We start from the raw sequence: 15893 nt of genomic DNA on the forward strand, positions 1-15893 counted from the left end.
AGGAGCCCGCCCCATGAGTATTTTCAAGCGTCCCGACGTCATCGAAGACTTCCTGCAGAAAGTGCGCGTCATCCACCAGCGCGGTGTGGATCGCGCGGCCTTGGAGGACATCGTCGTGCTCCTGGAAGGCCTGGCCGAGCGCCGCGACCTGTTCAACTTCGAGGCCTTCCCCGCGCCGGTCCCGGGGCAGGGCAGCACTGCGTTCCGCTATCGCCTCAATGACGACGGCGACACCCCGACCCTCTACCTGAACTCGCTGTTGCCCGGCAAAAGCACGATCCCTCACAACCATGAGACGTGGGCGATCATCAGTGCCGTCGAAGGCCAGGAAATCAACTACGTCTATCGACGTGATGACGAAGGGCGCGAGCCGGGCTACACCACGTTGCACTTGGAAAAGGAAGTCGTCGTGCAGCCGGGGACGTCCATCGCGTTCCTGGGTGAGGACGTGCATGGAATCCGCGTGGCCGGGGAGCAACCGACCCTGCATTTCCATCTCTATGGCTTGCCGCTGGAATCGCTCAACGGCCGCTACGGCGTCGAGGCCGACGGGCGCATCCTCAATTACAACGCCTCGCAAATGGCACCGTCGATCAAGGCCTATGCCCACTGACGCCCCTTGAATTCAGTCATTCCATTTCTTCCGACGGGACCCCCATGAGCCAGATCGTAACCCCCCAGCAACTGCAGCAGTGGCTGTTCGACGGGCAGGAAATCGCCCTGTTTGATGTGCGCGAGCACGGCCAGTATGGCGAAGCCCATCTGTTTTTCGCGGTGAACCTGCCCTATAGCCGCCTGGAGCTGGACGCTCGGCGGCTGGCACCCAACCCCAAGGTCCGGTTGGTGATTCACGACCAGGATGGCACAGACCTCGCAGCGCGCGCGGCGCAACGCCTGCGGGCTTTGGATTACGTGAATGTGCACATCCTGGAGGGCGGCGCCGAAGGTTGGCAGGCTGCGGGCTATCAGCTGTTCGCCGGTGTGCATGTGCCCTCCAAGGCGTTTGGCGAGCAGGTGGAGGCGGTGCGTCACACCCCTCACGTCACTGCCCGCCAACTGGCGCAATGGCAAGCCGAGGGTGAACCGCTGGTGATCCTCGACGGCCGACCGATGGAGGAGTATCGCAAGATGACCATTCCCGGTTCGATCTGTTGCCCGAATGGTGAATTGGGCTATCGCGTGCACGACTTGGTGTCGGACGAGCAAACCCCCATCGTGGTCAATTGCGCCGGTCGGACCCGCAGCATCATCGGTGCCCAGACGCTGATCGACCTGGGTTTGAAAAACCCGGTCTATGCCCTGGAGAACGGTACGCAAGGCTGGTACCTGGCAGATCTCCAGCTGGAACACGGCAGCGAGCGTCGATATGCCGATGAGGTGTCACGCAGCGCGTTGCCAGGCCAGCGCTTGGCGGCGGCACGACTGGCCGCGCGGGCTGGAGTGCCTGTCGTCGGGGCTGCCCAGGTCGAGCAGTGGACAGCGGATGCCGGGCGCAGCCTTTTCCTCTGCGATGTGCGCACCGCCGAGGAGTTTGCCGCCGGCACGCTGCCGGGTGCGCAACACACACCGGGCGGGCAGTTGATCCAATCCACCGATCTGTATGTGGGGGTGCGCCAGGCGCGCGTGGTGCTGTTCGACAACGACGGCGTGCGTGCACCGATCATCGCCAGTTGGCTGCGGCAACTGGGGCACCAGGCTTTTGTCCTATCAGATGGGTTGAGTAGTGGCTTGGTTTTGCCGGCTCCAGCTATCGTCACGCCTGAAAGGCTGCCGCTGATCAGCGTGCAGGCCTTGGCCGATGCCCTGAAGGATGACGCGGTGGCCTTGATCGACCTGCGTTCGAGTCGGGCGTATCGCCACGGGCATATTGCCGGGGCGCGCTGGTCGATCCGGCCATTACTGTCGCGTGCGCTGGCGGGGGAGCAGCGGCCACTGGTGTTGGTGGCTGATGACCCTCGCTTGGCGGCCTTGGCGGCACTCGAGCTACCGCAAGCTGAAGTCCGCTTGCTGGAGGGCGGTCCTGATGCCTGGCGTGCGGCGGGCCTGGCGCTGGGAGAAGGCGTGGACACGCTGCCGGATGCGCAGTGCATCGATTTTCTGTTCTTCACCCATGACCGTCACGCGGGCAACAAGGATGCGGCGCGCCAATACCTGGCTTGGGAGATCGGCTTGCTGGCGCAAATGAACGCCGAGGAAGTCGCCAGCCTCAAGCCGTTGCACGGATCGTCTCAAGGCGCTGTGGGCGAGCGACTCCGCACCCGTCTGATCCATGGCGCGCGCACCGAAAAGGGCAGCGGTGCGAGAACCGTCAACGTACCGGTCAGCCGCTTGAGCACGGTGCTGTTCGACAACCTGGCACAGATGCGTGACGCCCGTTCCCGGCGTGACAGCGAGCGAGTCCTGACGTATGGCGCCCGCGGCAATCCGACGGCCTTCGCGCTGGAAGACTTGGTCACTGAGTTGGAGGGAGGCTACCGCACCCGGCTGTTTGGCACCGGGTTGGCCGCCGTGGCGCAAACCTTCCTGGCCTACCTGCGGCCCGGCGATCATGTGCTGATCACCGATGCGGTCTATGCCCCGGTACGGCGCGTGGCCCGGGATTTCCTCGAAGCCTTCGGCGTAGCGGTCGAGTACTTCGCTCCCGATGGCTGCGACCTGCCCGGACGGCTGCGAGCCAACACCAAGATGGTCTACACCGAAGTGCCCGGCTCACTGTTGTACGAGCTATGCGACTTGCCAGCCATCGCCGCACTCTGCAAATCCCGCGGCATCTTGCTGGCCGTGGACAACACCTGGGGCTCGGGCGTGCTGTACCGGCCACTGGCGTTGGGCGCCGACATCTCGATCATGGCCCTGACCAAATACCTGGGCGGCCACAGCGACGTGGTGATGGGCAGCGTTTGCACACGGCAGGAGGCGTGGCCGGCACTCGCGGCCATGAGTGACACCTTCGGCAATACCGTCAGCCCGGATGACGCTTACCTGGTCCTGCGCGGCGCCCGTACCCTGGCCCCACGCCTGGAGACGCATGAGCGCCAGGCACTGGAAATCGCCCATTGGTTGCAGGCGCAACCGCAGGTCAAGCGGGTCTTCCATCCAGCACTGCCCGAGCATCCCGGTCACAGGTTGTGGCAACGGGATTTCAAGGGCAGTAACGGGCTGCTGTCCTTCGAGCTTCGCGAAAAGGACGACGCTCGCCTGGAGCGCTTCATCGACGCCTTGCAGGTGTTCGGGTTGGGGGCGTCCTGGGGCGGGTTCGAGAGCCTGGTGACGGTCGCTGACACCCAGGATCGGAACAGTGCCGAGGACCGGGCGCTGAATCCGGTGGTCCGGTTGCATGTCGGATTGGAAGACGTCGGGGTGTTGATTGAGGATTTGCAGCGGGGGTTTATCGCCGCCGGATGAGCTACGACACCTTTGGTTTTTCCAGGGGGGATTGCGTGAGGTCTATCGCAGAAAAACGCTGGGCCCAACGATGCGCTTCACGAAACTGCTCGACAGCCGAATGATCACTTCGACTGCCAAGCGCTTCGACGGCGACCTTACGCAAATCAGCGTCCTCATCGACGATCCAGACGCCCGGCTCCCGGTCGCGCAGGGCCATTTCACCGAAGCGGGTAGAGATGACCGGCAGGCCGAGGGCGCGGTATTCGTAGTATTTGACAGGGTCGACCGAGGCGGTGAGGCGGTTGAGCTTGAAAGGGATCAGCCCAACCGAAAACGTCGCCATGGCCGCGATCGCGCTGGCATGGGAGCACTCGGGAAGCAACTCGATATTGGCTGGCAATAGGCGAGGCACCGCAGTGAAAAGAGGGCCGATCAGCCGGATCTGGTTGCCGGGATTAGCCTGCGCCAGCGCGATGACCAGGTCCCAATCGAACCAACGACCCAGCGTGCCGACGTAGCCGAGCACTTGCTGCTTGGGGCCCAGGTCGAGGCTGTCGACAGGCGCCAGCCGGTGCATGTCACAGGCATTGCGGGCCAGTTCGACCTGATCGGTCATGCCCAGCAGCTTGTCGCGAAGCGCGCTGGACGACGCCAATACTTTTGACACGCGTTGAATGATCTGTGCCTGGCGACGCTCCATGGACCTGCGCGACAGGCCCTGGTAAAAGGCCGGGAAATCATCCATGGCGTCGTAGACGGTATGGCTTGCGGGGATGAGCGCCAGCAGTTGCAAGGCCAGTTCGGAAGGTTTTCCGACGCACACCCTGCAGGAGCCTTCTGCGGAGAATGCGCTGGCCTCCTGGAACGTGTTGCGCCAGAGCTGCTTCAGGACCGTTGCCGAGCCCCAGAGCGGCTCGATGGGTAGGCTTCGGGGTTTGCAGACCTGCAGCCAGGAGGGAACGCTGACATTTTGTGGCTGGGCAACAGGCGCCTTGCGCCTGAAATCATTGAATGCAGGTAAGCGCGTCGGATACGGATCGATCCAGAGCACCGGCGCCCCGGTCTGGTGGTGATACCAGTCGACGAAGTGGTGGGGGCGTTGGCTGAAGTTGGCCCACGGCACCGGGGACAGATAGATCATGCGCATGACTGGAAGTACCGCTTCAAGACTTCGACGATGCGGGCTGCGGCCTTGCCATCGCCATAGGGCGATACCCCGCGGGCCATGGCTCGGTACGCCTGCGGGTCATCGAGCAGGCGCTGGGCCTGTTCGACGATGGTGTCCGGGTTGGCACCGACCAGCCTGACCACGCCGAGCTCGACCGCCTCCGGGCGTTCGGTTTCCTCCCGCAACACCAGCACGGGTTTGCCCAGGGCTGGCGCTTCTTCCTGCACCCCGCCGGAGTCACTGATGATCAGGTATGAGCGTTTCATCGCCGCGATAAACGCCGCGTAATCCAGCGGCGCGCAGAGAAGAATATTTGGGGTTTGGCCGAGCAGGCGATGCGCGACATCCTTGACGTTCGGGTTGGGATGGACGGGATAGAGAATCTGGATGCCTGGGTTTCGTTCGGCCAGTCGCTTGAGGGCCTGGCAGATATTGCGGAACGGTTCGCCGAAGTTCTCCCGTCGATGGGCGGTCACCAGCACCAGGCGTTTGCTGGCATCCAGCGGGGCAGCCAAGGCTGAGTCCTGTTCGGCGGTCATCAGCAAGGCGTCGATCACGGTATTGCCGGTCAGGCTGATATCGCTGTTGGCGACCCCTTCGCCCAACAGGTTGTCCACGGCGCGCTGGGTGGGCGCGAAATGCCAGCGGGTCAGCTTGCTGGCGATCACCCGATTGGCTTCTTCGGGAAACGGGTTGCAGAGGTCGCCGGTCCGCAGGCCGGCTTCGACATGGCCAAAGGGAATCCGCCGGTAGAAACACGTCAATGCGGCGCACATGACCGTGGTCGTGTCGCCCTGAGCCAGTACGACATCCGGTTTCTCCGATTGCAGTACGCCGTCGAGTTCAAGCGTCAAGCGTGAGGTCAGTGTGGCCAATGACTGGTCGGGACGCATGATGTCCAGGTCCAGGTCGGCTGTGATCGCGAACCCCTCCAGGATCTGGTCCAGCAGGCCTCGGTGCTGGGCGGTGGCGAGCACCCGGCACTCGATATTGTTTTCGGCCTGGAGCGCCTTGATCACGGGCGCCATCTTGATCGCCTCCGGGCGCGTGCCGACGATGCAGAGTACCTTGTGGGTCATGCCTTCTGATTTCCTATCGTGGTGGCAAGTGAGCGGGCTATCCGGTCCGCATTGGCCATGAGTGTCAGCGTGTGGGACTTTTCGGTCAGGCTGGGCAGGCAGGCGCCGTCGACGATGTGCACTCCGCCAAGGCCTGCGATCTCACCCAGGCGATCGGTCTGCCCGATCTTCGGCATCGAGCGCATCGGTAGGGTTCCCGCGTAATGGATATCCGCCCCGGGACGGCCGACGGTGAAACTCATGGGCATCAACAGCGCGCCCAACGTCCAATAGAACCGGCGCAGCTTCGTCTCGGCAGTCTGCATGAGTCCGGGGAGTTCGGGACGTACCTGGCCGTGGATGTGCAACGAACCATCGGCACGCAAGACCGCTGTGTTGTTGGACAACTGCCCGGGAAGGAAAATATTTCCGACGACGCAAGCGCTCAGCAGGTTCCTCAGCAGTTCGATGCTGTAGCGCTTGCTCAGGGGGATCCGGCTGACGAACTCGCTCATGGGTAAGCCTGTGGTACTGAACGTCGAGCCGAACGCGGTGGTGCTGGACGATAGCTGCAGGGCGAACGATAGCTGGCCCAGGCCAAATGTCGAGGTCCTGGGGGTGCCGAGCATTTTTGGCAGCCACAGCAGGAACGCCGCCGTCGGCGATGACAGCAGCGGTATCGAGTCGCGATGGTTCAGGGCCTTGAGGGCGAGCCTGGTCGAGGCCAGGGTGCCGGCCGCCAACAGCAGGCGCGTAGCGCGCAAGCGACGGGCTGAACGACGATCGATGATTGCCCATGAACCCTCCTGTTCCAGCAAGTCCTCCACAAGAAAATCCTGGACGTGCTGGAAGCCGGGGTATTGCTTGAGTTTCTTCAATTCTTGCGACGCGCTGTACAAGGCCTGGTTGTGGCAGCCCCACAAGCAGTTTCCAGATAGATCGCAGGCCTTGCGCTCGTCCATGGGCTGGCTCAGGACGGCAACCCTGGAGCGGCCCAGGCGAAACCCGTGCTCGTGAAATGCCGCGTGGCGGCGGGTGTACTGGTCGAGCAGGCGTTGATGCAAGGTGTCCAGCGGCAGGGGCGGTTGCGACCATTCATCGAGGCCGAAGTAGCTCGACAGGTCATCGTCGGCACGACCACTGATACCGATTCGGCGCGCGACCGTTTCGTAGGACGCCTGCATCTCGGAGTGACTGAAGGACAACCCGGCAAAGTCGCTGGCTCCGAGTGCTGCCACGCCGCAGCCCCAGGCATTGGACAGGCCGCCGGTGGCCAGCGAGCCGATGCCGATGAAGTTGTCGGTCTCGATGTGATTGCTGGCGCTGAACCCTTCGAAGACATGGGTATGGGTCGGCGTCTTCAGCTTGGGCGATACCGCGTCCAGCTGGTTCAAGGCGTGAAAGTTCTCGCCGATCAGCCATTTCCACTGGTGCTCGTCGTTGGCCCTGGCGTCGAGAAACGGACGGCTTGGCAGCACCGGTGAGGCCGTATCGGCCTGGGCATCGACCATGAGGACTTTCAGGCCCGCCTTGACCAGCGGATAGGCAGCCGAAGTCCCCGCCGGACCGCTGCCGACAATGATGACGTCGAATTCAGGCGCCACGCGGGGTTTCCCTTTCAAGTATCAGTTGGCGGGCAAAGGGACGGCACGCCAACGCCGCCAGCTTCCATACCAGCGCCTTGAGTGCGGTCAGTCCCAGCGCAACCGCCGTGGCGACCAGGCTTCGCGGCTGCTGGTCGCCGAGAAACACGAGTGCACCCTGGCGGCTGGCTTCGGCGATACCCAGTGCGACGTGCAGGCGCCAGGCCAGCTCCCGGCCATCAGGCTTGAGCAGGACGGCAGGGTTGTCCAGAAGCGCGAGCAATATTGGCCAGCGCGTCAGCAGGCGCGATTGGAGGACAGGATGCCGCTTGCCGGCTCGCTCCAGTGCCCGCGCATAGCGGCGGACCAGGCTTTTTTGTGGCGGGTGTTTGAGCAGGTAGCTCAAGACAACCGCAGCTTCCTGGAGAAGGCCTCGACGTTGACCGTGGCCGGAACGATGCATGCCGTAGGCAAGGGGGCGCAGCGTGATGCCGACTCTTTGCAGGGAGCGCTCGCTGTCCATGGGCGGCAGTTGGATGAGGGAAAACATTCGCTCCAGGCCCACTTTCGTACTCAACGACTGGCCGAGTGAGCGACGCAATAGCCTGAGCAATACCACGGGCACCGGGATCGGCAGGCGAGTGGTACGGGCCCGGTGCGTCGCGATCGACATGAGGAAACGGCCAAACGCGATGGGCTGCACGGCGCCCAGGTTGAGGATTTCGGCACGCATGTCGTCCCGCTCGACAACCGCGAGTATCGAGGCTGCGAGGTCATCGGCATGGATGGGTTGCACGCAAGGCGCAGGCAGGAGGATCGGTATGAACGGGCTTCGCCGGACCCAACGGGACAACTGCCCAAAAAGCCCGCGCTCGGGGCCGCCATAGACTTGGCCGGGGCGGATGATGGTGCCGCCGGCGGCGAGCACCTGTTGTTCGATACGCCACTTGGTCCTGCCATAAACGCTCGGGGCCGTGGCTTCGGCGGTTTGGCTGGAGATGAAGATGAACTTGGCCGAGCCTTGGTGGGCGCGTTCGATCAGCGCCTGGGCTGCCCTGACTTCGTCGTCCGCGTCGCGGTGGGCAGTGTTGGAGGTATCGGCCGCCAAATGGATCAACGCCTGGGTGCCAACGGGGAAATCGGGGGCCGGGCCCCGCAGGTCATAGGGAAGCCAGGTGTAACGGGCGGGGCATGGCTGGCGCGTGGCGCAAATGACCTCGTGTCCGCTGGCTGCCGCGAGGGCGGCCAAACGTTGTCCGATGTAGCCGGTCGCGCCGGTAATCACCAGTTTCATCAAGCACCCTCCGCGCGGTCAGCGGGAGCGGGCGGGGGCGTGTTGGAGTGAAACACGAACAGTTTGCTGATCCAGTAGGTCAAGGCTACGCAGACCACGTCGCAGATCAATTTCACCGGGGCAGGGCTGTCGACGAAATACAGGCCCACGCTGAACAGTGCCGAAGCGACTGGGATGTTGATGGCGAGCAATGAAAAATAGCGCACCGCTTGGGCCTTGCCGCTGCCGTGGGTCGATTGGAACGTGAAGTGTCGATGCAGGAAAAATGCGAACACACCGGCGGTGACTTTGCCGGCGATGTTGGCCAGGACGGGGTGCCCCTCGAAAAACGTGATCAACAGCAAAAAGGCACCCATGTCCAACGTATAGGCCATGAGCTGGATGGCGCCGTATCGGATGAAGGTCAAGACGTCCTCCTGAGCACCACGATGTGATGCAGCGCCAATACCCGCCGCAACGGATGCAGCAATTTTTCGGTGACTTTGAGCACGGGGATCAGCGCATCAGGCAACAACTGGCGAAAGTTCAGGCCGCCGGAAATCAAGTAGCGCAGATAGTTGCCGCAGATCTCCTGATGGACGATTTCCAGGCCGGGGTGATTGCGCTCGAACGCCTCCCTGTCGCGCACGAAGACGATGTAGCTGAGGGCCTGGTTGGCACCGTTCATGGGGCCGGTCGAGGGCGTTTCCCAGGAGGGGAATTGCATGTCGAACCCTTCGGATTTGAACAAGCGCCTATAGAGAAACGCCGCAAACGGGCCGTGGAACGGCTCGATCAAAATGGCGCCGCCACCCACCTTGAGGGTTCTTTCCAGCTCTTTGAAAAAACGATCCGGGTGAGGAAAGTGGTGAAAACAGTTCTGGCCATAAAATGCCCGGACCGAACGATCGCCCAGGTTCATTGCTTCGGCATCGAGCGCCATGTCCAGTCGCTCAGTGCAGACAATGTCAGTCGCCAGCACTTGCGGGTATGAGTTGCGCATGGGCGCGATGCCGGCCCCCAGCTCCACTTCAAGGCCTTCCGCTGTGAAGTAGCGCGCTGCCAGGCGATGGAACGCGTGGTGGAACTCCACGAAGACCTCCCGCAGCATCCGTTTGCGCCCGAGCACTTTGTCGTGAAGTTCGAGGCGCTCGATGCCATCGACGTCCAACGCCTTGAGCGACGGGTCCGATAAAAAATCCCTTAATGCTTTGATGAGTTTTCTTCCCGTAACGACGTTGCTTTGCTGCGCCTGGAGTGCCGGGGCCTGTTGGGCACCGAGGCGATGTCATAACCAAGGAATGCCATGATCAGTTGCAGCCCCATGAGCATGGGCAGTGCGCTGAGCATCACGGTTCCGGCTGGCGTCGCGACGCCATTCTGTGCCGATTCGAACCAGTGGTAGCTGCCGAAGAAGATGCCGAACAAGAACATCAGGACCCCGAGCGGCAGCTCGATCGAAGCCAGGGACATGTCGCGCAAGTAGTAGTTATAGAGCACGCGCTTGGTGAAGTTGCGCAGGTGTTTGAACAGGAACTCGCCAATGATTCTCGAGATCTTGAGGTGGCTGACTTCGTCGCCGTATCGGGCTTCCATCGGAACATCCACGACCACGGCGCGCACGGTGTTCAGCCGGAACAGAATGTCGGTCTCGAAAAAATAGCGTTGGCTGACCTTGTCCAGAGGCAGCAGCCGGGCCACGTCGCGGTGAATCGCCGTGTAGCCGTTGGTGGGGTCGAACAGGTCCCAGTAACCGGTCGACAGTTTGGCCATCAGCGACAATACAGCGTTGCCGAACAGGCGCAGCCGCGGCATCGATTGGACTTCTTCAAGATTGAAAAAACGGTTGCCCTTGGTGTAGTCGGCTTCACCGGCCAGGATCGGTTCGATGAACAGCGGGATCAGGGTCGGGTCCATCTGGCCGTCCCCGTCGATTTTGACGATGATGCTTGCACCGTCGGCCAGGGCTGCTCGATAGCCGGTCATGACCGCACCGCCCACGCCCTTGTTGACGTCGTGGGGCAGCACCTTGACCCGAGGATCGTTACAGGAGGCCAGCACATGCCCGCCCGAGCCATCCGGGCAGGCATCGTCGATGACGTAGATGCGCCAGACCTCCGGCCCTATGGCGTCTATGACATCGACGATGTGCGCGGTGACCCGATAGCTGGGGATGACCACGGCGACTCGCTGTTCATCCGTGAAAAGCTCGGTTTTTGAATTCATCGTGATCGCCCGCTATCGCCTGAATGAGAGTGACTTGAACTCCAGCGGAGTGTCGGTGTGGCCGGAGGCATAAATGATCGCGGAGGTGGCATTCGCGGGGGCGATGACGTTCATTTCGTGGGTCTCCCATTGCGTGGTGCAATCAAACGTTTCGATGCTGGCCGTGATGAAGGCGCCTTGGGCGTCCATCCAGTTGGCCTGGATTCTTCCCTTGGTGGGCGTCGTTGCGCAGCGTGCGGATACGCTGTTGATGTACGTCAGCCCCGGCGTCACCTCGACCCGTTGCGTCGCCGGGGCCTTGACGTTGACCGTGAGGGTTTTGCGCGATGGGTCGTAGCTCGAAGGTGTCGTCAGGCTCCAGCCGTCCAGGCTGGACAGCTGCGGATTGAGCAGATGCTCGTAGTGCGTGACGTTGAGTTTGCGCAGGTCCAGGTCACCCAGTCGGGCATAGGAGGTTGACACGTTGAGCAGCAGGTCCAGTCGCGCCTGGGGAAGGGACTTGAGGTCGATCACCAGCCAATTCACTTGGCGCTGGCGCAAGCGCCGGGCAAGCTCCGAAGATGAAGTCGCCGCGTCGACCTCGCCCTTCCACTTGAGGTTGTACCAGGAGGCGTAAAGGGCATCGCCGCGCAAGCCCGCCATCAAAGGCGACGCGAAGATCGCCACGGGCTGATGGCCGGTGTTCAACGCGTTGACGGTGTCGACCATTTTCCGCAGGGGCAGGCGCTCCAGCAGATAGCCCTCCCGACCGGCCTGGCTCAACAGCGCGGAGGGCTTGATGTCGCCATAGTAGGTGGCGGCCTGGATGAAACGAGTATTGGTCAGGATCAACAAGGCACCGGCGACCATGGCGAGGCTGCGCGGGAAGATCCTGCTGTCGGAAAACGGTAGGGCGAGGATCACCGAGAAGAGGGCGAAGGAGGGGAACACGTAACGCAGATAGGCCGTTGAGTGGAACGTCACGAACATCGCGCCGGCGGCGACCAGCAGGATCCACAGGGCTTTTCTGTTGCCACTCAACAGCACGGCGACCGCAGCGGTCGGCAGCAACAACCATTGGAAGCCTGCCGCGCCGACTCGCCCTTCGATGAACTCGGGCGACTTGAAGACCATCCGGTACAGCGTGTCCCAGCTCATCCCCGTACCGAAAGTGGCCGGCGGTTCGAAGTTGATGTCCGGCCAGAGCGGAGAATGGAAAATGGCGTTGAAAAACGGAAATACCGGATTGCCGGTCAGGTACCCGGCCGAGACGTAGGGGGGCGCACCGGCCAACATCAGGCCGGCGCCGCCCAGCAGCAGCGTCTTGACGACCCCTTGGATGGCCCAGGCCTTGTACTGAAACAAGAGAACCACCAACAGGACCGGCAGCACGCTCAAGGTCACGGCTTTGGTCGCCAGGGCGAAGCCCAGCAGGAGGCCAGCCAAGAGCAATTGCGACAAGCGCTCCCTGGGCTCCGGTGTAAAGCTGGAAACCTTCAGGATCGCCAGCGTCCCGGCCATCATGAAGGCCGTCCACGCCGACTCGATGTGCAGGCTGCTACTTTCGGCGAAGGCGAGGGGCGTCGAGAGAAAGATCAGGCTTGCCCAGCGGGCACTCGTGGCAGAGCCTCCGGCCCAGAGGGTCATGTTGTGGATCTGCCACGCCAGCAACAGGGTGAATGCGCTATTGGTCAAGCGTGATGCCGTTTCGCCGGCCAGCAGGTAGACGATGCTGTAGATCCAGTCGGCCAGCATGGGCATGACCGCCCACACGTACGTGCTCGCGTCGAACGACCACTGATGCCGCTGCGCCATGTGTGAAGGGATGAAGAGGTGCATGGCCAAGGCGTCGTGGCCGACCTCGGGCATGAAGGCGACCAGGACGTAAAGGCAGGCGAAGCCGCAAATCAGTACGTCGAGCCCCGTCTGGATAGGTGTTTGCGCCGAGCGGACAGCCCGGGTGTGCTCCAGCAGTTCGTGACCTAGCGAGATCACGTGTTTGCGCCCCAGTAGAAGTGGCAACGACAGCAGCGCGCCGTACAGCCAGGGGTAGTTGATCGGCAGGTACGCCGCCCAGCCTGTGAAGGTTCCGAGCGTGCCCGCTCCCACCAGCAGATGGACGCTCCAGTCGGCCGTGTTGTGTCGCTTGAGCATCCACTTGCCGAGCACAGTGGCAGACAGTGCCAACAACGCGACGACCATCACCGGCCACACCTGTGCGCAGACGATGGACAAGCAGGCCAGTAAACCCAGGCAGAGGATGTACGGTGTTCGGCGAGTGAAGACGGTGAGGACAGCCAGGCTTCCCAAGGACAGCAGTATCGTCCGGGCGCCGCTGTTCATGGACACCATTTCAAGCGTCGAAAACCCGTAGGCGCCGACCGCCACACTCGCCAGTAGAACCAATAACACCACTGCGTATTTCAGGCTGTATCTGGGCAAATTATCGTCTCGGCTGAAGGGACAGTGCTGTTCATTAAGGCAAACCAAAGATTCGTGGCGAGGGAGCTTGCTCCCGCTGGGCCGGTCCGACGCCTCGGGCGCAGCGGCCCCAAAAGGCAGAATGCAAGCAATCTGGCACGCTGCGGTGGCTGGGCTAAGGGCCGCTACGCAGCCCAGCGGGAGCAAGCTCCCTCGCCACACATTCATCTGCTCCCTTAAGTAAATAGCGTTGCATGCGAAGGACGTTCAGGCGTCTCGGTACGTATGCGGAACCCAGGATCCCCACTTGCTCTCGTAGATCGCCCGGTTCTTCTCGAAAAGTGCCTGCTTTTTCCGGGCCCCCAGGGCGTTGAACGAGGCGGACAGGTGATGGTGCACGAAGACATCCTCGGCACAGGCCGCGCGCATGCCGCGACGCTGTACGCGGCGGCAGTAGTCGTCATCCTCGAAAAAACCCAGGCCGTATTCTTCGCAGAGGCCACCGATCTGCTCGTAGGTCGAGCGCGGGAACATCACGCAGAAAAACGCCAGGGTATTGATCTCGAACCATTCGCCCATGCGGGCGCGAGTCATTCGCGCGGCTTCGGCGGGCATGTCGTCTACCCGGTCATAGCGGGTGCCGACCTTGGCTTCATTGCCGATGTTGTTGGTGATCGGGCCGATGATGCCGATTTCCTTGTTGTCCCGTAGATGGCGAATCAAGCCCTTGATCCAGCCAGCGGTAACGATCGTGTCGTTGTTCAGGATAACCAGGTAGTCACCACTGGCTGCCGCGAGACCTACGTTGTTGCCCGCGGCGAACCCCTTGTTGTCCGGGTTGAGGATGACGATCCGGTCCGGGTGCCCTTCGGCCCAGGCGCAGAGATACGCTGGGGTCTCGTCGCTGGAGTGGTTGTCAACGACGATGATTTCCAGATTGGGGTATTGGCTTTGGGTCAACAGGCTGTCGAGGCAGGCCTTGGTCAGTTCGAGGTTGTTATAGGTCAGCACCACCACGCTGACCTTGGGCAGTGGCAATGTCGCGATGGCCTGGCGCAGGCGGATGGCCCGATGCCGCCAGGTCTGGCCCCGAGCGAATGATTGACGCGCCTGCCGCAGGGCGCGGGCCTCCGGCAGCGCATCCAGGACATTGCGTATGGCCAAGATAAACTCATCCGGCTGTTCAACGGCCCAGACGAGTTTGCCGAACTGGCTCAACTCCGGCAGTTTCACCGAGACCACCGGTTTGCCCGCGCTCAGGTACTCATAGACCTTGACCGGGTTGGTGGCGAGGGTCAGCGGCATCACCTTGAATGGAAGCAGGCACACGTCCATGGCGTGCAGATAGTAGGGCAGGGAGGCGTACGGGACTTCGCCCTCCAGGACCACGTTCGGACAGTGCTTGAAATATTTCCTTGCCTGGACGGTGTCGCTGCCGATCAGCAGGATCAGGTGTTGCGGGAACGATCGAGCGACTTGCCTGACCAGGTCCAGATCGAACCATTCGGCAATGACACCGTAATAACCGATGATCTTTCTGTTGGCGGGGTCCTGATAGACCTTGCCTGGACGTTGGCTGAAGAAGCTGAACTCACAGGCGTTGCGGATCACCTCCACGTTGCGGTTTTCCCGCTTGCCGTGTTGTTCGATCCAGTCGGATGTCGCCACCAGCAGGTCCGCCCTGCGCATCAAGGCGATTTCAAGGTCGAGCAATTCCTGGGCGACATTGCCGAAGCCCTCATGATGATCCATGCAGTCATAGACCAGCGTGGAGTTGGGGACGCGCCTGGCCAGTGGGAACCAGTAGGCGTGCTGGACGATGCAATCCACGGCACCGACATTCGCTGACTCCAACAACATCGCCAAGCCTTGGCACAACTGGCGGATCGCGGCGGCTGACGGTGGGGCATGATAAATGGCTGGCGCGCCGCGTACCTTGAAACGAATCTGGAACAGCCGATGGGAACCCGCCAAGGGCTCGGCTTCAAAACCGGGGTCATCATCGTCGATAAAGTGGTTGGAGATATAAAAAGTCGTTTGTCCTGCCCTGGCCAATTCCTTGGCCAGGTTTTGCGGGCGCTGGATACGGAAGTGCCAGTCAATCACGCCGAACATCAGGATCATCGGTTGTCCGGCGTTGGACGGCACAGCCAGGTCCGGCGACGGTGGCAGGGACGGCAGCGGGGCGAGGCTTGCGGATGCCGCTGTTTCGCCTGGCTTTGCCTTGCGCTGCTTGAACCCGTTTCGAAGCCGGCGCGCCAGCTTGCTTTTCACCTGTGCGGTGAGGGGCAGCCACGCGTAGACCCAGCGTGACAGTCGATACGCCATCTTGCGTATCGAATAACGCAGCGGTGCGCGCTCGATGGCGTTGCCCCAGTCGCAGAGTTTGAACAGCTCAGCCTGCTTCGCCGCCAGTTGGGCACGCAGATCCACCGCCCAATCTGACAGCGCGACCGCCTCGCGCTGTTTCGTCTTGAGCAACGCCTCGGCGTTCTTGAGGCGCTGTTCAGCCAGCCGCAGCCGCTCGCGCAGCCGCCGGGCGTCATACTCTTGAAGTGACAGACGAGTGCCAAGCGCTTTGGAATCGAGGCGCAGCTGATTGATGAGCCGATCCCGATTCTCGATCTCCTTGACCAACTGCAAGGCTTCTATGGATCTGGATTGTGTCGAGCGAGTCAGCTGGTCAATGCGATCAACAAGACGGTTGATTGGGTCCATGCGTTCCTTCGGTCCTTTGGTCATTACGGCAACGCACCCCAAATGTTTCAGGATTGTTGTCGACTTCAATCACCAGGCAA

11 protein-coding genes are annotated in these 15893 nt (G+C 62.0%); 2 read left to right on the plus strand and 9 right to left on the minus strand.

Annotated elements, in window-relative coordinates; genetic code table 11:
* The first annotated feature begins 13 nt into the window (after nt 1-13).
* Both AB4N42_RS15440 and metC read left to right on the plus strand, forming a co-directional pair.
* Nucleotides 14-613, plus strand: a complete 600-nt coding sequence (locus AB4N42_RS15440) for a cysteine dioxygenase family protein (protein WP_198795826.1) — start codon at nt 14-16, stop codon at nt 611-613.
* Nucleotides 614-657: 44 nt separating this feature from the next.
* Nucleotides 658-3405: a cystathionine beta-lyase gene (gene metC, locus AB4N42_RS15445; RefSeq protein ID WP_460114924.1), complete on the plus strand. Its 2748-nt coding sequence runs from the start codon at nt 658-660 to the stop codon at nt 3403-3405.
* A gap of 1 nt (nt 3406) precedes the next feature.
* Here the strand turns inward: metC and AB4N42_RS15450 are convergent, their stop codons facing one another.
* From AB4N42_RS15450 to AB4N42_RS15490, 9 genes are all read right to left on the minus strand, one after another.
* Nucleotides 3407-4438, minus strand: coding sequence for a glycosyltransferase family protein (locus AB4N42_RS15450; RefSeq protein ID WP_431145287.1), 1032 nt, complete (start codon nt 4436-4438; stop codon nt 3407-3409).
* Between the two features lie 86 nt (nt 4439-4524).
* Nucleotides 4525-5634 carry a non-hydrolyzing UDP-N-acetylglucosamine 2-epimerase gene (gene wecB, locus AB4N42_RS15455; protein ID WP_030141704.1) on the minus strand — a complete coding sequence of 370 codons (1110 nt, stop codon included), beginning with the start codon at nt 5632-5634 and terminating at the stop codon, nt 4525-4527.
* The gene (locus tag AB4N42_RS15460; RefSeq protein ID WP_460114925.1) at nt 5631-7217 is read right to left on the minus strand and encodes an FAD-dependent oxidoreductase; all 1587 of its coding nucleotides are present in this window, start codon (nt 7215-7217) and stop codon (nt 5631-5633) included. Before AB4N42_RS15460 ends, wecB begins: the two co-directional genes overlap by 4 nt.
* Entirely contained in the window at nt 7207-8490 is a 1284-nt protein-coding gene (locus tag AB4N42_RS15465) for an NAD-dependent epimerase/dehydratase family protein (RefSeq protein ID WP_460114926.1), read from the minus strand. Before AB4N42_RS15465 ends, AB4N42_RS15460 begins: the two co-directional genes overlap by 11 nt.
* Nucleotides 8490-8897 carry a GtrA family protein gene (locus AB4N42_RS15470; protein WP_030141701.1) on the minus strand — a complete coding sequence of 136 codons (408 nt, stop codon included), beginning with the start codon at nt 8895-8897 and terminating at the stop codon, nt 8490-8492. The genes AB4N42_RS15465 and AB4N42_RS15470 overlap by 1 nt, the downstream gene beginning before the upstream one ends.
* Nucleotides 8894-9562: a class I SAM-dependent methyltransferase gene (locus AB4N42_RS15475; protein ID WP_460114927.1), complete on the minus strand. Its 669-nt coding sequence runs from the start codon at nt 9560-9562 to the stop codon at nt 8894-8896. Before AB4N42_RS15475 ends, AB4N42_RS15470 begins: the two co-directional genes overlap by 4 nt.
* A gap of 110 nt (nt 9563-9672) precedes the next feature.
* Nucleotides 9673-10695 (minus strand): glycosyltransferase family 2 protein, encoded by a 1023-nt coding sequence (locus AB4N42_RS15480; protein ID WP_460114928.1) that lies wholly within the window; start codon nt 10693-10695, stop codon nt 9673-9675.
* 12 nt (nt 10696-10707) lie between these two features.
* Entirely contained in the window at nt 10708-13116 is a 2409-nt protein-coding gene (locus AB4N42_RS15485) for a phospholipid carrier-dependent glycosyltransferase (protein ID WP_460114929.1), read from the minus strand.
* A gap of 246 nt (nt 13117-13362) precedes the next feature.
* Complete coding sequence (locus AB4N42_RS15490) at nt 13363-15813, minus strand: glycosyltransferase (RefSeq protein ID WP_460114930.1); 2451 nt, start codon at nt 15811-15813, stop codon at nt 13363-13365.
* Between the last annotated feature and the right edge of the window lie 80 nt (nt 15814-15893).

This window comes from Pseudomonas sp. H2_D02, from assembly GCF_054677635.1.

Coding starts and splice junctions, on each gene's coding strand:
- wecB (WP_030141704.1), bottom strand. CDS start 5,634: ATGACCCACAAGGTACTCTGCATCGTCGGCACGCGCCCGGAGGCGATC.
- AB4N42_RS15440 (WP_198795826.1), top strand. CDS start 14: ATGAGTATTTTCAAGCGTCCCGACGTCATCGAAGACTTCCTGCAGAAA.
- AB4N42_RS15465 (WP_460114926.1), bottom strand. CDS start 8,490: ATGAAACTGGTGATTACCGGCGCGACCGGCTACATCGGACAACGTTTG.
- AB4N42_RS15480 (WP_460114928.1), bottom strand. CDS start 10,695: ATGAATTCAAAAACCGAGCTTTTCACGGATGAACAGCGAGTCGCCGTG.
- metC (WP_460114924.1), top strand. CDS start 658: ATGAGCCAGATCGTAACCCCCCAGCAACTGCAGCAGTGGCTGTTCGAC.
- AB4N42_RS15490 (WP_460114930.1), bottom strand. CDS start 15,813: ATGGACCCAATCAACCGTCTTGTTGATCGCATTGACCAGCTGACTCGC.